The 19,988-nt window shown below is 45.5% G+C and carries 20 protein-coding genes; 7 read left to right on the top strand and 13 right to left on the bottom strand.

Features of this window, described 5'->3' with window-relative positions; translation table 11 throughout:
* Window positions 1-139 precede the first annotated feature (139 nt).
* From ftsA to murG, 5 genes are all read right to left on the bottom strand, one after another.
* Window positions 140-1,402 carry a cell division protein FtsA gene (ftsA, locus tag AC3IT7_RS00595; RefSeq protein ID WP_475654164.1) on the bottom strand — a complete coding sequence of 421 codons (1,263 nt, stop codon included), beginning with the start codon at window positions 1,400-1,402 and terminating at the stop codon, window positions 140-142.
* A gap of 69 nt (window positions 1,403-1,471) precedes the next feature.
* Entirely contained in the window at window positions 1,472-2,326 is an 855-nt protein-coding gene (locus tag AC3IT7_RS00590) for a cell division protein FtsQ/DivIB (RefSeq protein WP_475654165.1), read from the bottom strand.
* Window positions 2,327-2,328: 2 nt separating this feature from the next.
* Window positions 2,329-3,258: a D-alanine--D-alanine ligase gene (locus tag AC3IT7_RS00585; RefSeq protein WP_489249041.1), complete on the bottom strand. Its 930-nt coding sequence runs from the start codon at window positions 3,256-3,258 to the stop codon at window positions 2,329-2,331.
* A 57-nt stretch (window positions 3,259-3,315) separates the two neighbouring features.
* Window positions 3,316-4,764, bottom strand: coding sequence for a UDP-N-acetylmuramate--L-alanine ligase (gene murC, locus AC3IT7_RS00580; RefSeq protein WP_475654167.1), 1,449 nt, complete (start codon window positions 4,762-4,764; stop codon window positions 3,316-3,318).
* Between the two features lie 12 nt (window positions 4,765-4,776).
* Window positions 4,777-5,874: an undecaprenyldiphospho-muramoylpentapeptide beta-N-acetylglucosaminyltransferase gene (murG, locus tag AC3IT7_RS00575; RefSeq protein WP_489249040.1), complete on the bottom strand. Its 1,098-nt coding sequence runs from the start codon at window positions 5,872-5,874 to the stop codon at window positions 4,777-4,779.
* Between the two features lie 423 nt (window positions 5,875-6,297).
* Between murG and AC3IT7_RS00570 the strand changes: the two genes are divergently transcribed.
* Complete coding sequence (locus AC3IT7_RS00570) at window positions 6,298-7,500, top strand: MFS transporter (protein WP_489249039.1); 1,203 nt, start codon at window positions 6,298-6,300, stop codon at window positions 7,498-7,500.
* 47 nt (window positions 7,501-7,547) lie between these two features.
* Here the strand turns inward: AC3IT7_RS00570 and gshB are convergent, their stop codons facing one another.
* Window positions 7,548-8,498 carry a glutathione synthase gene (gshB, locus tag AC3IT7_RS00565; RefSeq protein WP_475654169.1) on the bottom strand — a complete coding sequence of 317 codons (951 nt, stop codon included), beginning with the start codon at window positions 8,496-8,498 and terminating at the stop codon, window positions 7,548-7,550.
* A gap of 132 nt (window positions 8,499-8,630) precedes the next feature.
* Between gshB and AC3IT7_RS00560 the strand changes: the two genes are divergently transcribed.
* Window positions 8,631-8,831 (top strand): DUF3565 domain-containing protein, encoded by a 201-nt coding sequence (locus tag AC3IT7_RS00560; RefSeq protein ID WP_475654170.1) that lies wholly within the window; start codon window positions 8,631-8,633, stop codon window positions 8,829-8,831.
* A gap of 203 nt (window positions 8,832-9,034) precedes the next feature.
* On the opposite strand, the gene AC3IT7_RS00555 is transcribed toward AC3IT7_RS00560, so the two are convergent.
* The gene (locus tag AC3IT7_RS00555; RefSeq protein ID WP_475654171.1) at window positions 9,035-9,367 is read right to left on the bottom strand and encodes a hypothetical protein; all 333 of its coding nucleotides are present in this window, start codon (window positions 9,365-9,367) and stop codon (window positions 9,035-9,037) included.
* Window positions 9,368-9,915: 548 nt separating this feature from the next.
* Between AC3IT7_RS00555 and AC3IT7_RS00550 the strand changes: the two genes are divergently transcribed.
* Window positions 9,916-10,125, top strand: coding sequence for a cold-shock protein (locus tag AC3IT7_RS00550; RefSeq protein WP_004281299.1), 210 nt, complete (start codon window positions 9,916-9,918; stop codon window positions 10,123-10,125).
* Window positions 10,126-10,761: 636 nt separating this feature from the next.
* On the opposite strand, the gene pyrE is transcribed toward AC3IT7_RS00550, so the two are convergent.
* Window positions 10,762-11,412 (bottom strand): orotate phosphoribosyltransferase, encoded by a 651-nt coding sequence (pyrE, locus tag AC3IT7_RS00545; RefSeq protein WP_475654172.1) that lies wholly within the window; start codon window positions 11,410-11,412, stop codon window positions 10,762-10,764.
* A 40-nt stretch (window positions 11,413-11,452) separates the two neighbouring features.
* On the opposite strand from pyrE, the gene AC3IT7_RS00540 reads away from it, so the two are divergent.
* Entirely contained in the window at window positions 11,453-12,271 is an 819-nt protein-coding gene (locus AC3IT7_RS00540) for an exodeoxyribonuclease III (RefSeq protein ID WP_489249038.1), read from the top strand.
* 443 nt (window positions 12,272-12,714) lie between these two features.
* Window positions 12,715-13,065, top strand: coding sequence for a Spx/MgsR family RNA polymerase-binding regulatory protein (locus tag AC3IT7_RS00535; protein ID WP_489249964.1), 351 nt, complete (start codon window positions 12,715-12,717; stop codon window positions 13,063-13,065).
* Window positions 13,066-13,140: 75 nt separating this feature from the next.
* On the opposite strand, the gene AC3IT7_RS00530 is transcribed toward AC3IT7_RS00535, so the two are convergent.
* A complete protein-coding gene (locus AC3IT7_RS00530) occupies window positions 13,141-13,578 on the bottom strand; it encodes a DUF2147 domain-containing protein (RefSeq protein WP_475654174.1) in 438 nt (145 codons plus the stop codon).
* A 156-nt stretch (window positions 13,579-13,734) separates the two neighbouring features.
* Here AC3IT7_RS00530 and AC3IT7_RS00525 point away from each other — a divergent pair, with 156 nt between their 5' ends.
* Entirely contained in the window at window positions 13,735-14,646 is a 912-nt protein-coding gene (locus tag AC3IT7_RS00525) for an alpha/beta hydrolase (RefSeq protein ID WP_489249037.1), read from the top strand.
* A gap of 65 nt (window positions 14,647-14,711) precedes the next feature.
* On the opposite strand, the gene AC3IT7_RS00520 is transcribed toward AC3IT7_RS00525, so the two are convergent.
* Window positions 14,712-15,281: an FMN-dependent NADH-azoreductase gene (locus AC3IT7_RS00520; protein ID WP_489249036.1), complete on the bottom strand. Its 570-nt coding sequence runs from the start codon at window positions 15,279-15,281 to the stop codon at window positions 14,712-14,714.
* Window positions 15,282-15,545: 264 nt separating this feature from the next.
* Here AC3IT7_RS00520 and AC3IT7_RS00515 point away from each other — a divergent pair, with 264 nt between their 5' ends.
* The gene (locus tag AC3IT7_RS00515; RefSeq protein WP_489249035.1) at window positions 15,546-16,742 is read left to right on the top strand and encodes a GGDEF domain-containing protein; all 1,197 of its coding nucleotides are present in this window, start codon (window positions 15,546-15,548) and stop codon (window positions 16,740-16,742) included.
* 29 nt (window positions 16,743-16,771) lie between these two features.
* Here AC3IT7_RS00515 and dsbD read toward each other — a convergent pair whose 3' ends face one another.
* From dsbD to AC3IT7_RS00500, 3 genes are read right to left on the bottom strand one after another with little or no spacing between them, the layout of a single operon-like run.
* The gene (gene dsbD, locus AC3IT7_RS00510; protein WP_489249963.1) at window positions 16,772-18,619 is read right to left on the bottom strand and encodes a protein-disulfide reductase DsbD; all 1,848 of its coding nucleotides are present in this window, start codon (window positions 18,617-18,619) and stop codon (window positions 16,772-16,774) included.
* A gap of 16 nt (window positions 18,620-18,635) precedes the next feature.
* Complete coding sequence (locus AC3IT7_RS00505) at window positions 18,636-19,391, bottom strand: transporter (protein WP_489249034.1); 756 nt, start codon at window positions 19,389-19,391, stop codon at window positions 18,636-18,638.
* 21 nt (window positions 19,392-19,412) lie between these two features.
* Window positions 19,413-19,955: an ankyrin repeat domain-containing protein gene (locus AC3IT7_RS00500; RefSeq protein ID WP_475654179.1), complete on the bottom strand. Its 543-nt coding sequence runs from the start codon at window positions 19,953-19,955 to the stop codon at window positions 19,413-19,415.
* Window positions 19,956-19,988: the final 33 nt, after the last annotated feature.

Genomic DNA, 19,988 nt, shown 5'->3' with positions numbered 1-19,988 from the left:
CATAATTGGCAGTCACTAAGCCCGTATACTGCCTTAATCTTGATAAAATTGTTTTTAAGAATGCTGCTCATGCGTTCACTTGTCAAGTACAAGCCCGATTAACTACATCTTCTCAACAATATTCACAATAAAAATCGACTTAAAAGATTGATTTCAAGGTGTCATTAAAGCCAGACCAAGCCCGCTTGACGCGCTGAGTCAACGATAATCGCTCGACATCATCCTGTTCCACAATCGTGTCCTGAGTGTCACTCTGACTAAACATCAGCAAACCGGCCACGGTACTATATTGCGAACGGCGTAGCGCTGCCTGATGCTGTTCATCGGCATAGACCTGTGCCGGTGGATTGCCTAAGTGCGCCGAGACACCCAAAGTACGGCGCACAAAGCTCACCATACCTTCAATATGACTGGCATCACCGGTCAGTACCACGCCATGATACAGGCCCTGAATCGCACCATTTTTTACCAGTTCGTCACGTACCAATCCAATAATCTCGTCATAACGCGCCATGATAATTTCGGTCAGCTCAATCCGGCTGATGGTTTGTGGCCCATCAATTCCCTGAAACTGAATCATATGATCGGGCTTGACCACCTTAAGATCGACACAGCCATACAGCAGTTTCAGGCGTTCAGCTTCCTCGGTCGTGGTCTGCAATACCGCAGCAATATCACGGGTCACATGCTCGCCACCACGCTGGAAGGTATGCGTTAAGGCCAAACGGCCATCTACATAGACCGCTACATTGGTGGTACCGGCACCGATATCGACCAGACACACGCCATATTCTTTTTCATCTTTGAGCAGGCTGGCTTCAGCAGTCGCCAAACTCGAAACCACCATTTTTTCCACGCCAATATTGGCGCCTTTCAGGGCACGGTCAATATTTTGCATGGTACTGATCGGCAGCATCATCAGATGATAATGACCGGTCATGCTATGGGCAGACATGCGAATCGGATTCATCACCCATTCGGATGAATCATCCAGTTCAAAGCCCAGAGGCACAGCACTGACCAGATAATGATCGGAAGTCAGATGACTGGCTTTGGCCAACTCCAGTGCCCGCACCACTTCGCTGGTGGTAATCGCATGTTCACTGTTGTCGATCGAGGTGCGACCTGAAGCATAAAAGCTTTTTAATTCGGCACTTGGAATAGAAACCCAGGCAGAATGTACCCGACACTCCGCCATATCTTCTGCTTCTTGAACGGCATTTTTAATTGCGGTAATAACTTTATCGAGACTGACAATTTTCCCTTTACTCATGCCTCGGTTACGAGCGGTGGCCATACCAATCACTTGGATATTGTCTGGCGCGTGTACCTTGCCAATCAAAACTGAAACTTTGTGTGTCCCAATGTCAATCGCCACAACCGAGGGAACAGCTTCACTCATTATTCACTACTACCATTACGTGTTTGTTAGATTTATGGCTTGAATGCCTCTATTTTTTAAAGCCGGTCATTATGGCTTTACTGTTACATTATTCTCAACGCCCGTGTCATCAATGGTTACAATAAAATGCCCATTTACAATTTTTGGCGGAATTGAATTTTTCCACTGAATCGATAATCCATTGCGATAACGCAGGTCAATGGCCGCAATTTTGGACCAGACCGGTTTTAAGTCGCTCTGAGATAAATGACTCAAACGCTGCAGTTTGCTCATGGTCTGATCTTTGTCGACAATAATGCGCAAACCTGAATCAAATTGCATAAACCAGGTCATTCGTTCGGTGAGATATAATTCTTTTAGACGAATGCCATGTGGCAGAAATAACTGATTGATTTCATTATAACGGCGCATCATGGTTTCTGCATGTGTCGCAGGCCCATGCAGCAACGGTAATTCCTGATAATTCTTGGGAGTGACTTCGGTGAAAATCACCCCACTATCACTCAGCAAGCGCCCGGTACCCCAACGTGCAATCGCATGATGCGGCATCACCCGCACCCGAATGCCATTTGGCCAGGCCCGCGAAACCACAACACGATCCACCCAGGACAATTCCAGGGCACGATCACGGATGGCTTCCAAGTCCGAGGTAAAATAATTTTCGGTCACAACCGGTGACACGTATTGCATAACCTGACGCTGCTCAGCAGCCGAGCGGGTGCCAAGTACACCCAGCTCTGCCACCTCGGTATTGGTCATGACTCTATATAAACCCAGTATCCCGAAGGCCAGCACCAGCAGTGCGATACATAACAATAACCAGCCACCAAAATTGGACAGCTTTTCTTTGCGTGTCGGCGGCTTGTCATGAATTGAAGTAATCGCAGCACGTTTACGGCGCATGGAAGCAGGAAGTTGAGCCATATTTAGTGTGCCGAACCTGTCAAAGTCTGTTCCAGAATCGCAACACACAGGGCGTCAAAATCATACCCTACCGCGGCTGCCGCTTTAGGTACCAGTGAGTGACTGGTCATGCCCGGTACGGTGTTCACTTCCAGCAACCAGAAATTGCCCTGCTGATCCTGCATCGCATCAATCCGGCCCCAACCGCTGGCACCGACGGCCTGAAAAGCACGCAGACTCAAGGCCTGCAACTTTTGCTCTTCAGCTTCGCTTAAACCACATGGGATGCCATACTGCACATCATTACGTTGATATTTGGCTTCATAATCATAGAACGCGACATCCTGAGGAGGCTCAAGACGAATCACTGGCAGTGCCTGACCATTTAAAATCACAATGGTAAATTCACGGCCGGTAATCCATTTTTCTGCCATTACGACAGCATCGTGTTCAGTGGCCTTGGCAATTGCTTCTGCAAAGTCTTCAATTTTTTCGACCTTGCTCATACCAATGCTGGAACCTTCATGTACCGGCTTGATAATCAAAGGCAGACCTAAAAAATTAACAATATCTGCAGCATCAGAATCTTTGCTGACAATCCTATAGGGTGCTGTTGGCAATTCCGAACCCTGCCAGACCTGCTTGGTCTTGACCTTGTCCATGCCGATTGCAGAGCCTTGTACACCTGTACCAGTATACGGCACATTCAGCCATTCAAGCACCCCCTGAATCTGGCCGTCTTCACCACCCCGCCCATGCAATACAATGAAAGCACGATCATAATTGAGCAGTTCTGTGACACTACGCTGCTGCGGATCAAAAGCTTCCGCATTGACCCCTGAACGCACTAATGCCTCAAGTACCGCCGTACCACTGTCTAGAGAAACCTCACGCTCTGCAGATTTACCACCAAGCAACACAGCAACTTTTCCGAATTTTGAAGCATTTGACACGTTTATATCCTTAAACTTTTTTCAATCTGGTCAATTCAATTCAGTCACGCAAGATGACTATTTTACATATAAATGATTTTGCGCAAGCTCGACTGAGATTGCTCCAACATTACCTGCGCCCTGGGTTAATAACAAGTCATTTGCCTGCAATACTTTTCTCATGATCTGATTCAGGTTGCCGTCCACTGCATCGACCAGAATCGGTTCGACTTCACCCCGCAAACGGATACTGCGGGCTAAACTACGGCTGTCAGCACCCACAATCGGTTTTTCACCAGCAGGATAAACATCCAGTAATAACAATTGGTCTACACTAGAAAGCACTTCCACGAAGTCATCAAAACAGTCACGGGTACGGCTATAACGATGCGGCTGGAACATCATCACCAGACGACGGTCCGGATGGCTTTGACGCGCAGCTTTAATCGTCGCTTCAACTTCTTTCGGATGATGACCATAGTCATCCACCAGTTTCACATTACCACCGTCAATTTCAAACTCGCCCTGAACTTCGAAACGGCGACCTACCCCGCTAAACCCTTCCAGTGCACGGCAGATTGAAGCATCAGACACGCCCTCATCGGTGGCGACACCAATCGCGGCCAAAGCATTCAGGACATTATGCAAGCCCGGCTGATTGACGGTGACACGTAATGGCTCACGATCTTTACGCAATACGGTAAAGTGAGTCTGCATGCCATCCTGATCGACATCGATCGCGCGGATGTCGTTATCTTCATTGAAACCATAAGTCAGTACCGGACGCGCAATCCGCGGCATGATTTCACGGATATTGGCATCATCACCACAGACCACGGCCAAGCCGTAAAATGGCAGCTTTTGCAGGAATTGGATAAAGGTATCTTTCAGCACATCGAAGCTACCGCCATAGGTATCCATATGGTCGGCATCAATATTGGTGACCACGGCAGCCATCGGTTCCAGATGCAGGAAAGAGGCATCCGATTCGTCGGCTTCTGCCACGATATAACGGCTGGCTCCGAGCGCAGCATTCATGCCGGTACGGTTCAGCAAACCACCGATCACATAGGTTGGATCCATGTTTTCTTCGGCCAGCATACAGGTAATCAGGCTGGTGGTGGTGGTTTTACCATGGGTGCCGGCAACGGCAATACCATGACGGTAACGCATCAGTTCACCCAGCATTTCCGCACGACGCACCACGGGAATACGTGTTTCAATCGCAGTCTTGATTTCCGGGTTTTCTTTGTCAATCGCAGTAGAGACCACGATGACATTGGCACCTTTAATATTGTTCGCAGCATGTCCGATATAGACTTTAATCCCATTGGCTTCCAGCTGTGCCGTAGTATTGGATGCCTTAATATCAGAACCTGAAACTTTATAGCCCTGGTTTTTCAGTACTTCAGCAATACCACACATGCCTGCGCCACCAATACCCACAAAATGAATGTGTTTGATACGGCGCATTTCCGGCACTTTGATTAATTTTTTCGCTTGTTCAGCTGGAGTTGTTGGGGACATAATTTACTCGAATTACAATTCTTGAATTAAACGGACCACATGTTGAGTCGCATCGGGTTGAGCCTGTCGGCGTGCTTTTACTGCCATTTCCATGAGCAACTGGCGATTCAGCATCGGCTCTAATAAGGTTTTTAAACTTTCCGGGGTCATGCTGGCCTGCGGGCAGATTTTTGCCGCGTTGATATTGGCCAGAAAGCCGGCATTGGCAGTCTGGTGATCATCCACCGCGCTTGGCAAAGGCACAAAAATTGCAGCCACACCCGCCGTGGCAATTTCAGTCACGGTCAATGCACCGGCACGGCAAATGACCAGATCGGCCTCGCTATAGGCTTTGGCCATATCTTCAATAAATGGCTGGACTTCGACTTGCAGATTGGATGGTGCATTGTCATAACGTGCACGCGTCGCCTCGGCATGGTTTTGACCACACTGATGATAAATGTTTAAAGGTACATCAAACTGTTTTAAGGCTTCAGGCACCCGTTCATTTAAGGCCTGCGCCCCCAAAGATCCGCCAACGATCAGAATACGTAACGGCAAGCCAGCTTTTTCACGCTGCTGATAACGCCAGGACGGATTTAAAATCTCGCTAATTTCCTGTCGCACCGGATTGCCGGTAGTGACTATTTTATCTTGTGCCGGAAAAGTGTTGGGAAAAGCCTGACATACGGTCTTGGCCACACGCGACAACTGGCTATTGGTAAAACCGGCCACCGCATTCTGCTCATGCACCAGCACTGGAATTCCCAGAATACGCGCAGCCAGTCCACCCGGCCCGGCCACATAGCCACCAAAACCGGCCACAGCATCGACCTTGAGCTGTTTCATGTATTTCATGGCGCTAAACGTCGCTGTCATGATTTTGAAAGGCGCCAAGGCCTTACGCAGAAAACCATTGCCGCGCACACCCTGAATATCAATCTGATAAATAGGAATATTCTGATTTTTTAATAGACGATTTTCCATGCCTGCAGGCGTGGCCAACCAAGATACTGTTATTCCCTGTTGTTGTAGGTCTTTGGCAACAGCTAACGCTGGAAACACATGTCCACCTGTACCTGCGGCCATCATCATGACATGTTTAGGCTGTTTTTGCTGAGCGTCGGTCACTGTCTAATTCTTCAATTCTAAAATGGAGCAGGAAATCTGATCTAAGTAATCAATTGTAATCACAATCGTCAGGCCTTGAAAGTTTATTTACTTTATTTCAACAAGGCTTTAATTGTTTTTTTCACGCAAATTTCAAGTTTAGACTCGTTTTATTTATAAGGTCTGCACTTTTCCTTCGACTTAAGTGAAGCACCATATCAATTTTAAACTAATTTCTCATTCTATTATCTATGACTTGGTCATGCATATGGCTTTATTTACAGTGATTTTCAGTTTAATTCCAGTCAACTAGCCTTCTATCCCTGCTGAATTAACTTAGGCTTAAATCCTATTAATTTTATAAAAATTTCATGTTATTCATACTTATATATCAATGATGCTTGATTCACAAGCAGATATTTTAAATGGACTTAAGCCTAGTAAATGTCAAAAATATCAATGCGTGATCTATGGATTATTCTGGCCGGATATCTGGCCGCGATCCATGTCGGCAAACTCTCTGCCATCATTCCTGTTTTGCAGCAGGATTTAAATCTGAGTTTTACTCAGGCAGGTTTTTCACTGGCGCTGGTGCAGGCGGCCGGGATGCTGTTTGCGCTCTGTATTGGCGCATTCTCGGAAAAAATCGGCTTAAAGCGCTGTCTGATCATTGGCCTAATCATTTTAGGGCTGAGTAGTCTGGCCGGACTCAGGATTACGCAGTCTGCCACCTTGTATGTATTGCGCTTTACTGAGGGAATTGGCTTTTTAACCATTTCCTTGTGTGCGCCCGCCATTTTAAAGCGGATCAGCCGACCTGAAACACTAAATCTCAAGCTGGGGCTCTGGAGTTCCTATATGGGCATCGGTGTCAGTCTGGCGGTACTGACGATTCCGCTGCTGCTTGAATACCTGAGCTGGCAAACGATCTGGGCTATTTTGGGCAGCCTGTGTCTGGTCATCGCGCTCATGATCAAACAGTATTTACATCTTGAGCCTGCTACACCGACGCAGCCGAATCACCCACAAACCGGCACAGAAAATATCTCATTCTGGCAGATCGTTAAAATTACCCTGACCCATCCCCCGATTGTCTGTCTGGCAATTATTTTTGCCTGCTATACCAGTCAATGGATCACCGTCACCGGCTTTCTGCCTACCTTGTATGTCGAACAGGACCTAGATTTAAAACTCGCCGGGATGCTGGTTTCAATAGTTGTACTGGCCAATTTGGGCGGAACTTTTGGTGCAGGCATGTTGCTACAACGTGGCTGGAAACCAAAAACCTTACTCACCACCGGATTCATCGCCATGCTCGGCAGCAGTTGCCTAGTATTTGCAGCAAATTCCTGGCTGCTATTCGAATTACAGTTTGTCAGTGCGGTGCTGTTTTCACTGATCGGCGGCATGATTCCAACCACTGTTTTTGCCATTACCCTGCACTATGCGCCACGTGCTTATGCGGCGGCTGCCAGTGTCGGTTTAGTCTTACAAATTTCAGCCTGCGCACAGTTTTTTATTCCGACGCTGAGCGCTGCGCTGGTCACTGCCACCCAATACTGGGCCAATCTTGCCATCATCACCGTCTGCCTTTCGATGCTGGGCATCCTGATGACGGCATTTTTATTTAAGCGCTATCCTGCATAACAAAAAAAAGAGCCTATAAGCAGGCTCTTTTTTACTGAGATTTGCCTTTAGACCTGATTGGCCTGGCCTGCTTCCAGCACTGCAAACAGATCATCTGCAATCGAGGTGCCGAACTGGGCATCAATTTCACGGATACAGGTCGGACTGGTGACATTAATTTCAGTGACATAATTGCCAATCACATCCAGTCCCACAAAAACCAGACCTTTTTCTTTCAGATAAGGGCCAACTTTTGCAGCGATGGCTTTGTCATTTTCAGTCAATGGGCGGGCTTCTCCCAATCCACCGGCAGCCAGATTACCACGCACCTCACCATTTTGCGGAATACGCGCCAGACAATACGGAACCGGCTCCCCATTAATCATCAGGATACGTTTATCGCCTTCGACAATTTCCGGAATATAACGCTGTGCCATAATCGGCTGGGTGCCATTGTTAGTCAACATTTCAATAGTTGCACCAATATTGATGCCATCCTGATACAGACGGAAGATACCTGTACCACCCATACCATCCAGTGGTTTTACAATCACATCGACCTGTTCTTTTAAAAACTCACGGATCAGGCTTTGCTGTGAAGTGACCAGAGTCGGGACTTGCAGGTGCGGGAATTGGGTTGCAAACAGTTTTTCATTACAGTCACGCAGGCTTTGCGGCTTGTTGATGATCCATGCGCCTTCACGTTCTGCCTGCTCCAGAATATAAGTGGTATAGACAAAATTCATATCAAAGGGCGGGTCTTTACGCATCAATACCACATCATAGGCGGCGATGGATTCTTTGGCCTTTTCACCCAGTTCATAATAATGCTCATAATCTTCAAACACCTGTAACGGCGCAATCAAACCAAAAGCTTTGCCCTGTTCAATATATAAATCTTGTTGTAATGCATAACCAAGCTCATGCCCACGGCGTGATGCTGCCCAGAGCATGGCCATGGTCGAGTCTTTTTTCAGGTTTACATTTTCGATGGGATCCATCACAACAAGTACGCGCATATCTGTGTGCTCTTTTTTAAAAATGAATTGGCAATGAGTATAGCCTGTGCTGATTCTTTTGTTTATTGTGATTTTGCATGACTATTTTTCTATAAGTGCTGAAGTATTTTGCTGTAATGAGAGGATTTTGCAATGCAACAGGCAATTACCGGCTTTCATCTGGATGAAGAAAATCATTGGGTCGCAGAACTGGCCTGTGGACATGGCCAGCATGTCAGGCATACGCCCCCTTGGCAGAATCGCCCTTGGGTAATGACTGAGCCAGGTCGCAAAGAAAAACTCGGCATGCTGTTGGACTGCAAAAAATGTGAAGAAGAAAACCTGAACCTATAACATGCTCACAGCATAAGTTTATTCCAAGGCGTTTGAGATGAAGTTATAAAGTCGCAAGCATGTCTCAACAATTTATGCACAGCTAGGTCGCAGCTATAACCGTCATAAACTTGTCTTAACAATATTATTTTTTATATTTTAAAGCGATCAGCGGTATATCAGTGCTTAAAAATACTGGGTCGCTCAATGTGTTTTTCTAAATCCTAGTATTCATCACTTTGATTGTTGGTATTACTTTTACCAATTAAAGTACCGAGCATAATAATAAAAGTACTGACACCACCAATTAATACACTCATCATCACCATTTCCAGCATAAATTTGGTATTTCCAGTCTCATGGCTTCCCCAGAGAAAGTGAATACGATCGCCAAAAATAAAGTTGATGGCACCCATAATCAGAAAACCGATGAGGGTCGCAATCAGTAAGGTAACCACCAGGTTTTTCCACATTTTACAGCCCACCACAAAGATAATTATGGTCAGGCCTACTACTGTCATGATAGATATAAGTAACACACTATTCCAGTAATCCATGGAACTCACTCTTATTCTGATTTCAAATTAAAATTAAGAAATTCTTATAGTTAATTTTTCCATTGAGTTTTAATATAGGTTTGTTTTTGTATATCCACAATGACTATAACTACCTTAATCTCACAACCATAAATTTACCCAAAGATTTAAAATACATTGACTTAAGAAAATCTTGTCACTTACTGACCAATTTTGACTAACCTAAACTATCGTAAATGCAATGTTGGTTTGTTGTTTAGGTATGTAAAACTTTACTGCAATTGGTAATCATAAAAACTTAGCGAGTAGAAGAAATTGGCAGATAAAAAATTCATGCATATTTATAAGAAAAATAAATAATAAATATAAAAAACTTGAATATTTTCTAATTTAGGTTATGCTGTACTTAACTAGAAAAAAGTGTTGTTTAGTTAAACTTCTTTAAGTACCGCAGTGTTATTTTATAATCCTCAGTTTTTTCAGATCTTTATTTCAATTCTTGTTGTTTTTCAAAGTTATCCATAGTCATTTACATGACTAAAATTATTAAAAATTTAATAGGTTATATTATGTCTACTACAGTTACCGGTACAGTTAAATGGTTTAACGAAACTAAAGGTTTTGGTTTTATTCAACAAGAATCAGGTCCTGATGTTTTTGCTCATTTTAAAGAAATCAGCAGTTCTGGCTTCAAAACATTGTTTGAAGGTCAACGCGTTTCTTTCAGCGTAGTTGATGGTCAAAAAGGCCCGAATGCAATCAATATCGTTGCGCTATAATTTAGCCCAGCAATAAAAAAAGCACCTTGAGGTGCTTTTTTTAGCTCTGCAGATTAACAATTTTCAGCCCGCCATCAATTTTTGCTACTTTATAAACAATAGCTATCGCTCAAATCAGCGCGATCGCTTCATTGATCCTTTCAATGCCTAAGTGTTTAAAGCCGACAAAATAACCTGTGCAAAATAAAAAACCCCTGGCATCCTGCCAAGGGTTTTTCGTGTTGGTTCGCTCGGTATAACTCCTGTCGTACCTGACTGTCCTTGTATTTATTTATTGTTATTCTTTTATGGAACATCCTGTTCCTGATGAGTTCATCATAGGAAATCATGCTCGACTCGAATAGAGGCAAAAGACTTGCATGGACGTAAGCAAATGCCTACAAAAATCACTAAATATTGTTTTCTATTTCCAGTAGTTTAAGTTTTCTTAATCCACAAAACCCAACCATCTATTTGAATTTATAAGTATTAATTTGGATTATTTCATATAGATTTTAATTTGCAAATCAATTGAATCTTAAAATATCACTGTATGGTTTTGGCCTGCTGTCTGGGTAAATTTCCTGTAAAGCCAGAATCCTTGAGGTGCCAATAAAAAAAGGAAGCCTAAGCTTCCTCTTGTAGCATGATCAAAACTTAGATGCCGTATTTAACCCGGTAATCTTCCATTTTAGCCAAAGCCTCTAGATCGCCTTTAGCTTCCAGATAATCCATTAAATCTTTCATAGTAATCAAGGCATGTACAGGAATTTCCAGCTCTTGCTGCACTTCCTGAATCGCAGATAAATCACCCTGACCTTTTTCCTGACGGTCAAGCGCAACCAGTACACCGGCAATTTGTGCGCCGGCATTTTTCAGAATCGTCACCACTTCACGAATGGCCGTACCTGCCGTGATCACATCATCAATAATCCAGACTTTTTTACCTTCTACAGACGCACCTACCAAGACTCCGCCTTCGCCATGATCTTTGGCTTCTTTGCGGTTAAAGCCCCAAGGCACACTGATGCCATGATTTTGCGATAGGGCCACTGCCGTCGCAGCCACAAAAGGAATACCTTTATAAGCCGGGCCAAATACCACTTCGACCTGGTCACATTCAGTTAATTTTGCTGCATAGCCAGAAGCCAATAATGTCAAGGCTTCACCGTCATTGAGCAGACCCGCATTAAAAAAATAGGGACTCACACGTCCCGATTTTAAAGTAAACTCACCAAATTTAAGCACACCGCGTGATAATGCGAGTTCGATAAAAGCTTGCGGGTTAAACTGAGCTGGCGTTGACATGAGGTGCTCCTAAATCCATTAATTAAGGTAAGACTTGCGCATGATACCAAAGAGTAGCTATCCAGGTGATCAAAAAATTCTTCGTGTCGTTTCAATTAATGTCAACGGCTTACGCTCATCCGTGAGCAAAGGTTTATTGGAATGGATGGAACAGTCAGATGCCGATGTGATCTGCATGCAGGAAAGCCGCATCACCCATGTGCAATGGATTGATAAATTCAAACCGGAAGGCTGGTATACCCATCTGTTCCCTGCTGAACGCCCGGGTTATGCTGGCACTGCCATTTATAGCCGCCTGCCCTTTGTTTCGATAACCGATGGCTTGGGCTTTGAACTGGCAGATTCGCAAGGCCGTTTTATTGCAGCCGAATTTGATTTGGGTCTGGAAAAAACCGCCCAGATCTGTTCCTTGTACCTGCCTTCCGGTTCATCTGGAGAAGAAGCTCAAGCGCGTAAAGACCATTTTCTGGAAGAATACGCAAAAATCCTGAAACAGTGGCGCGATGAAGATAAGTCGGTCATTGTTTGCGGTGATTACAACATTGTGCATAAACGCATTGATATCAAGAATTGGTCAGGCAACCAGAAAGCTTCTGGCTGTCTACCGCATGAACGTGCCTGGCTGGATCATATCTATGATGAGCTGGGTTACGTCGATACTTTCCGTGAGGTCCGCAAAGAAGCCGAACTGTATTCCTGGTGGTCGAACCGAGGACAAGCCCGAGCCAAGAACGTGGGTTGGCGGATTGATTACCAGGCCTGTTCACCCGACTGGAAAGAACGTACTGTCAATGCCTGGGTCTATAAAGAACAATGGTTTAGTGATCATGCCCCTGTGATCATCGACTATAAGCTCTAAAATGTATCTGGCCAATTGAGTGAATACCTGTTCACTCAATTAAGGCTTATAACTTACATCACATGACGTATATTTTGGGTTTATCTCAAAGTCATAACCTAGCATTATAGCGCTACGGCACAGGGACAGGTCAGGATGACCAAATAAGGACAGGACGCCGTAGGACGAAAATAAAACAGACTATAGATGTAGCCTGTTTTGCATGGATGTGACAATGGACGTTGGATTGAGACCCGCATGATCAGGATGATTAAATGCGGGTTTTCTATTTCCACTGCCTAAAATTATTATTTTTCTTGCTGATCAGTTTAAAGCGCATTGATGTCATTTTGATGACGCCCCTGTCTATCTCTCTTAAATTGTTGCCCTGCCTGATTTGATTTTGCAGCCAATTAAAATTTGGTTAAGCTAGGACATGACTGAAGATGGGTTAGATGGCAAATATGTTAAAAATTTACGGGATTAAAAACTGCAGTTCGATGAAAAAAGCTTTTGATCTGCTCACAGAGCAAGGTCTGAGTTATGAGTTTCATGATTATAAGAAACAGGGCATCGATGCCGAGACGGTCAAGACCTGGCTGGATGCCCTGGGTCAGGATGTGGTGTTGAATAAAAAAGGTACGACCTGGCGCAAACTCAGTGAAGCAGAGCAGCAAGCAGCATTATCTAGTGAAAATGCATTGATTGGCGCATTAACCACCCATACCAGTTTGATTAAACGTCCGATCCTGGCGACAGCGACAGGATTTATTGCCGGTTTTGATGAGGCAACCTATCGCGGTCTCAGCACTTAAATATTGGGCAAAGCATATCTGCAAAAACAAAAAAGCCTGACTGAGGTCAGGCTTTTATAGGTCGATCTGACTAGATTAGTTGGCACGAATCCAGGTCTGGTTACGGCCCAGTGCTGCTACACCAATGAAGCCGCGAAGCTCAAGTTTCTTACCACCATCTGCCAGCTGGCCTTTCAGTTTATAAGTTTTACCAGATTGTGGATCCAGGATCGAACCACTGTCATAGCTGGTTCCACCTGCATTTTTAAGACCTTTGACAATGGTCAAGCCTTTCAGAGACTTGTTCTTGTACGGGCCTTCACACTTGGTACATGCATTTTCTTCACCTGGTGTTAACACAGATTGAATACTTGCTGACAAGGTACCGTTCTTTTGTTCAGTAAATTTAACCATAGCCTTGGGCTGCTTGGTTTTATCATCAATGGTTTTCCACACAGTACCATTTAAAGGATCTGCGGCATTTGCCAGTACAGATAAGCCTAGTAATCCTAACGTAAGCGCTATTTTTTTCATTTTTCTTCATTTCCTTAGTCTGAAAATAGACCTCTGTAGTATTAAAAAGTCACAACAAATTTTCAATTTTTAGCTGTGACTATTTAGTGTAACCTTGTAAATATGGTTGGTAAATAATCTATATGATCAATAAAAGCACAAGAAGATGGAAGGAAGATGAAGATAAGCCCGCTTACGAAACAATTAATTACAGAAAGCTTTTTAAAAACGGCCATTCGTGCCCCTAGCCGATTTAATCTTCCGCCCAGCTCGGTGCGTATGGCACTGGAGCAGTTATGCAAGCTGTTTCCACAGGACAAAACTGTACAGATTCGTTCACTACGTCTGGCTGGCCTGCGCGCAGAGGAAATTAAGCCCCAGCAGGAATCGACCCAGCTGATTTTTCATATTCACGGCGGGGCTTTTTACTTAGGTTCTTTAAATACCCATCGCGCCTTCATGACCCAGATTGCAGCCAGAACCCAGATGCAGGTACTGCATGTAGATTATCCGCTGGCACCGGAGTCCGCCTATCCCGAAGCTTTGGAAGCCTTGTTTGATGTATATGGTTTACTCTTGGATCAAGGGGTGCAGTCCAAAGATATCATTCTGTCCGGTGACTCATGTGGTGCCAATCTGGCACTGGCCTTGGCACTGAAAATACAGCAGGAAAAACTGCCTCAGGTTAGCGGCTTGATTTTAATGTCGCCCTTACTGGATCTGACTTTGACCAGTGAATCTTTACGTTATAACCAGAAGCATGATGCGCTACTTTCCCTGGAAACGGTGCAGACAGGCATTGAGTACTATGTGCCGCGTGCCATTGACCGCGGTGATCCAGAAGTGTCACCATTTTTTGCCGATTTAAGCGGCCTGCCCCCAATTCATATTCAGGTCGGTTCCAAAGAAATTTTACTGGATGATGCCAGCCGCTTTAAGGAAAAAGCTGAACAGGCGGGTGTCGAAGTTGAATTTAAACTGTATACCGGCATGTGGCATAACTTTCAGATGTTCAGTGCCTGGTTCGATGAAGCCAAACAGGCATTAAGCGATCTTGCCGAGTTTGCACACCGCCTGGATCGGGACTAGTCAATCTTAAAACCATAAAAAAAGGTCAGTACCTGCTGACCTTTTTTCATTCATTTTTTGCGTATTTAGATGGCCTGAACCTGCTGTAGTGCCGTCTCTAAGGCTTGGGCCTTAACCGCTTCTCCCATGTTCACACCTTCAGCGCGAATGACTTCAATATCGGTTACGCCGGTAAAGTTAAACACGGTTTTCAGAAAAGCTTCCTGAAAATCGGCAGGGCTTTGCTCGCCATATACACCGCCACGGCTGCTGGCAATATACACTTTTTTATTGCCGGCCAGACCGACAGGCCCTTGTTCGGTATATTTAAAGGTACGGCCTGCCACACAGATCCGGTCAATCCAGGCTTTCAAGGTCGATGGCAATCCGAAGTTATACATCGCCGCACCAATCACCACGATATCTGCCTGTAAATACTGCTGCAGGATGTCTTCGCCCAATGCGGTCTGCTCGGCATTCTGGCCCATTAAAATTTCTGCTGTAAGATGTGGAATCGGCTGCGCAGCAAGATCCAGATATTCAAGCTCGATGGCCTGACCATGTTTTTGCTGTAATTGACTGACCAAGGCCTGAGTCAACTGACGCGACACAGAAGCATCGCCTAAAATACTGGAATCAATCTGTAAAACTTTCATGGCTTCGCCCTTTATCTATGCTTCTATCTAACTAATGCAGCCATTGTAATGCCTAGCCTGAACGAAATAATTAGCACAGATAAAACACATCATTCCAGATTTAGAACAAAACTGCCTTGTTGTTTTAAAATTCCTTATTTTTAATCTTAGTTAAATATTGTTGTTTATCAAGCCTTAAAACTTATGTTATCTTGTGTAAATAAAGCTATAAATAACCTATAAGTCTTAAAAATCTGCGATAACAATTAAAGTCAGACCGATACCATGAAGCGAATATCGCCTGTATTACAAAAAATGCTGAAGCACAGCCTCACGAAATATCTGGTCGAAGATGAAGTCGTGATGAACTGGAGTATTCTCAAAAAGTGCATCCTGATGCTGGCATTAGGCTGCGGGGTACATCTGACCTGGCTGGGCTGGGATATCTTTGTCTTATTGAATCCGCAGTACTGGCAATATGTCCAGCTGGAACGGGTTTATATCCAGATTATCCTGAACAGCAGTTTTCTGGTGATTCTATTGGCCCTGATTTATCCCTGCTATAAATTTCAGGGCAATCGGCTGGTTGAACGTTATCTGCCCTATCTGGCCGTGGGTACCTTTGTAATTTCGCTGTGTCGTGATGCCTATCTGGTCGGGGTAATCAGCCCCGTGGCTACGACCTCCTATGTCTGTCTGATTATGGTGGGACTGGTGCTGTTTCATCGCACCCTGGTGTATAGCATGCTGATACCCGCCTCCCTGTTTTTGGGCGGATGTGCCTATTTAAGTTTTAGCCATCAATTGCCCTATTCCCCTTTATTTAATATCGATGACAAGCTTTTTTATAATGGCTTCTGGCTGTTATCCATGCTGTATTTCATTCTGCCAATTTTAGCGGTCTGCATGGTGTTATTTGAAATTCTACTGAGCCAATGGCGGCATCGTGAACAGCTGATTAAACAGCTCAGCCAGATTGATCCACTGACTAACCTGTTTAACCGTCGCAGCATCAATCAATGTCTGGATCAACTGAATGCCGCAGCCACTCCCAATTACGCCTTAGTGCTGCTCGATCTGGATCATTTCAAAAAAATTAATGATCAGTACGGGCATCACAAAGGGGATGAAACCCTGGTCGAAGTCAGTGCAGTACTGAACCAGCAATTACGCGAAAGTGATGTGGTCGGCCGTTTTGGTGGTGAAGAATTCATTTTGGTGTTGCAAAACACCAGTCTGGAAAAAGCCGAGCAAGTGGCTGAACGCTGCCGCAGCGCAATTCAGCAATTACAGGTAATCAGTGATGAAGGTGAGCCAATTCCAGTGACTGCAAGTTTCGGAATTGCCATTTCCAGAGCCAACTTACGCCCCCAACAGTTACTCAGCAAGGCCGATCAGGCCCTCTATCAGGCCAAAGCCAGTGGACGCAATCTGGTCAAAGCCTATATCGAACCGGTGAGCGCACAGATGCAGGTCTCTTAAACCGGTTCAACTTTTTGCAACTACTTCACCTATTCGGGAGTTGGGCCTTGCGCCAGACGTTGCAACTGGGTAAGCAATTCTGCTTCGCTAAAGGCACCCGTCAAACGTAAACCACGAATTTCCTGCTGCTGCTCATTCAAAAACAGATAGGTTGGTGGCCCCAGAATTTCCCATTGGTTCAGCAAGCTTTGATGAGAAGCATTGTATTGGCTTAAATCCAGCTTGATCAGGAAATAAGGTGCCAAAGCCTGTTGGACCGGGGCAGATTTTAAAATACGATGTTCAATGGGCTGACAGGCGACACACCAGTCGGCATAGACATCAATCACGATCTTTTGCCCTTGCGGCACGCTTGCCAGTATCTGTTGAAATGCTGCGGCACTGTCAGCCACATGCCACTCGGCTGCTGTGCTGGCCTGTTCAACAAAAAAACGCTGACTGTGCTGATATTGGCTATAACCGATATAAGGCACTGCTATGAGCAGACATAAAATATACAGCCATCTTAGGCCCGTGCGATGCCAGAAAATCCGGAACAGCACATAAGCCACAAAGGCCATGCCCAAGCCCAGGGATAACCACTGTAAGGCAGGTTCAGAGATCAAGGGACGAATAAAATATAGGGCCAAAGCCAGCATGATAAAAGCAAACAGCACTTTGATCTGATTCATCCAGTGTCCGGCTTTGGGCAGAATTCGTGCCCCCAGAATACTGGCCAGCAATAAAGGTGTGCCCATTCCAAAACCCAGGGTAAACAGCAGCAGAGCCCCCTGCCACTGACTTTGCGTCTGGGAAATAAACAACAATGCACCGGCCAGTGGCGCGGTCATGCATGGTCCTACCAGCAGTGCCGAGATCATGCCCATGACGCCGGCACTGACCAGACTCCCGCCCTGTTGCATGGCCTGAGCCCGGTCCAGACGCTGCACCAGACCTTGGGGCAGCTTAAGGTCAAACAGGCCAAATAGATTCAGCGCAAACAGGACAAACAGGACGCTAAAAGCAATCAGGGTGCCGGGTTGCTGCAACCAGCGCTGGAAGTTCAGGCCGGCGGAAGATGCAATCAATCCCAGCAGTGCATACACCGCAGCCATACTGCTGACAAAAGTCAGGGCAATCATCCAGGCTTTCAGACCTTTGCTGTCCCGTACAATCAGCGAGGTCAGAATCGGCAGCATCGGTAAGGAACATGGGGTAAATGCCAGCAATATTCCCAAGCCAAAGAACAGCAAAAGCCCATAGCCCAAAGAGCGTTCCAGTAGCTGAGCTGTCCATTGTTGATCTTGTGCCGCATAGGCAGTGGTTGGCGTGCTGGCTGCTGCCGAGATGTCATTTAACGCAACTTCTGAGGAGTCTGCGGTATTAAACAGGGTATTCTGTTGTAATGATGATCCGTTCAGATCAAGTAGGCGCTTGGTTCCTGAACCGGCAGATTCAAATTGCACCAGACCTGACAGATCTGTCTTGAACTGAACAGTTTGCGGCGGATAACAGATCCGGTCTTTGGCACAGCCCTGCCAGCTCAGCTGATAAGACTGGTTTGCCTGAGTGGGGATCTGAAACTTTAGCTGCTGATAATAAACCTGGGTATGCCCATAGTTTTCATCATATAAATCTTCAGCAAGTGGCAATTGCAACGGCACAGCCTGATTGCCCTGCCGTACTTCAATTTTATGCTGGTACAGATAATAGTTGTCTGGAATCTGCCAACTCAGCTCTGCCTGTTGCTGACTGGTGGAAATCACACTGACAGGAAAAGCCTGTTCGGCAGATAACAGCGCGGTTTCCGCCTGGGCAGCACTATTAAACAGGAGACTGCCCAAAATGACCGGAGCAAGTATTTTGCCCCAGCCCTGCAACTGCTGGTCATTGATCATCTGCACATTAAATCGCTTAGAACAGGACAGATAAGCCTAAACCCGAGAAGTAGCTTCGCGCTGAGCCATCCAGATCCACCCCGACACTGACATCCAGCTGCACACGCTCGTTAAGTGCATACATCACCCCGGTACCAAGCGCATATTCATTGTCGTTACTTTCCGCCTTGCGGTAAATCAGTTCCGAATAGCCTGACCAGCGATCGGCAATCTGGTAGCCGATTGATGGAATCGCAGCTACGGCCCAGTTGCTGTCCTGCCATTCATAACGCATGGTCAATGCAGTGCTGACCAAGTCATTATATTGATAGGATACGACAGAACCCAGGCTGTAAATATCTTCCTCATTACTGAAACCGGTATTGCCTGTGGCAATAGTGGCTTCGGCCAGCAAGGCCATGCTCAGTCTGTCATCATTCAGGTCAATGGCTTTCTTCAGGCCAATGCTGACATCACCAAGACCGTCATTTTCTTCAGTCTGACCATTGGATTTAACTTGTGACCACGCCGGACCTTCCCAGCCCAGACGCAACTCCAGACCATCACTCAATCCGGTACGCAGCAACATATCGGCATTGAGTGTGGTGACCGTTTCATCGCCCGACTTGCTATAACGGACTGTGGGCAAGCCTTGCTCCCAGGCAACATTTCCGACTGGGGTAATTCCGGTACTCAGGCCTTCACCTGGTCGATCAAATTCAAAATCTGCCGCAAAAAGCTGCGCGCTACATCCAGTAAGTGCAATTAAACCCAAGGTTTTTAATATGGTCATGTTGGTGCTCTTTATTAAAATTTAACTGAGTTCTTTGGTCATTTTTGCGCCATGACTACGGAGTAGTTCTAGCGTCTGTTTTTCTTCATCCAGGGCTTCTGACCAGTTGATTTCATCAAAATCACAGTCAAAGAACAGATCACTAATTGAGGATAAAATGGTCATGCCATCTTCATCTCTGCTATTTGGATCGACTTTTTCATCGAGTAAGCGTTGCACAGCAGGTGCACAGGCAGCACTTGCCGCATCCCAAAGCGGGCCATAAATCTCTTCTGCATCCCACAAATGCAAATTGACTTTGGCCTGAATCAATTCTTCCAGAATCTGCAAATGTACCGCCAGACGTGCCTGTTTCTCTTCTGCTGAAAGCGGGGTACCGGCTTCATATAATTCGCATACCTCTTCCCACCATTTAAACAGGCCATCTGACCAGACCGAAATTACCGGGCCTTTGTCATGATCAATAAAATTTGGATTGAGTCCATCTGCCAGCAGCTGTTTTACCTGATCCAGATTTAGTTCTTCGAGTGCTTGCACAAAAAGCTGTTGTTGCGCAGTTAACATGATGGAGCTCACTTTGATTCGTTTTCGACTATT

The sequence above is a fragment of the Acinetobacter sp. KH_038 genome (assembly GCF_057839405.1).
This window is presented reverse-complemented; position numbering and strand designations above follow the sequence as displayed.

Excerpts from the sequence above, each read along its gene's own strand:
- AC3IT7_RS00505 (WP_489249034.1), bottom strand. The coding sequence starts at position 19,391 with ATGACCATATTAAAAACCTTGGGTTTAATTGCACTTACTGGATGTAGC.
- AC3IT7_RS00530 (WP_475654174.1), bottom strand. The coding sequence starts at position 13,578 with ATGAAAAAAATAGCGCTTACGTTAGGATTACTAGGCTTATCTGTACTG.
- ftsA (WP_475654164.1), bottom strand. The coding sequence starts at position 1,402 with ATGAGTGAAGCTGTTCCCTCGGTTGTGGCGATTGACATTGGGACACAC.
- murC (WP_475654167.1), bottom strand. The coding sequence starts at position 4,764 with ATGTCCCCAACAACTCCAGCTGAACAAGCGAAAAAATTAATCAAAGTG.
- AC3IT7_RS00535 (WP_489249964.1), top strand. The coding sequence starts at position 12,715 with ATGTTAAAAATTTACGGGATTAAAAACTGCAGTTCGATGAAAAAAGCT.
- AC3IT7_RS00520 (WP_489249036.1), bottom strand. The coding sequence starts at position 15,281 with ATGAAAGTTTTACAGATTGATTCCAGTATTTTAGGCGATGCTTCTGTG.
- dsbD (WP_489249963.1), bottom strand. The coding sequence starts at position 18,619 with ATGATCAATGACCAGCAGTTGCAGGGCTGGGGCAAAATACTTGCTCCG.
- AC3IT7_RS00560 (WP_475654170.1), top strand. The coding sequence starts at position 8,631 with ATGCAACAGGCAATTACCGGCTTTCATCTGGATGAAGAAAATCATTGG.
- AC3IT7_RS00555 (WP_475654171.1), bottom strand. The coding sequence starts at position 9,367 with ATGGATTACTGGAATAGTGTGTTACTTATATCTATCATGACAGTAGTA.
- AC3IT7_RS00550 (WP_004281299.1), top strand. The coding sequence starts at position 9,916 with ATGTCTACTACAGTTACCGGTACAGTTAAATGGTTTAACGAAACTAAA.
- AC3IT7_RS00500 (WP_475654179.1), bottom strand. The coding sequence starts at position 19,955 with ATGTTAACTGCGCAACAACAGCTTTTTGTGCAAGCACTCGAAGAACTA.
- pyrE (WP_475654172.1), bottom strand. The coding sequence starts at position 11,412 with ATGTCAACGCCAGCTCAGTTTAACCCGCAAGCTTTTATCGAACTCGCA.
- gshB (WP_475654169.1), bottom strand. The coding sequence starts at position 8,498 with ATGCGCGTACTTGTTGTGATGGATCCCATCGAAAATGTAAACCTGAAA.
- AC3IT7_RS00540 (WP_489249038.1), top strand. The coding sequence starts at position 11,453 with ATGATACCAAAGAGTAGCTATCCAGGTGATCAAAAAATTCTTCGTGTC.
- AC3IT7_RS00515 (WP_489249035.1), top strand. The coding sequence starts at position 15,546 with ATGAAGCGAATATCGCCTGTATTACAAAAAATGCTGAAGCACAGCCTC.
- AC3IT7_RS00525 (WP_489249037.1), top strand. The coding sequence starts at position 13,735 with ATGAAGATAAGCCCGCTTACGAAACAATTAATTACAGAAAGCTTTTTA.
- AC3IT7_RS00570 (WP_489249039.1), top strand. The coding sequence starts at position 6,298 with ATGTCAAAAATATCAATGCGTGATCTATGGATTATTCTGGCCGGATAT.
- AC3IT7_RS00590 (WP_475654165.1), bottom strand. The coding sequence starts at position 2,326 with ATGGCTCAACTTCCTGCTTCCATGCGCCGTAAACGTGCTGCGATTACT.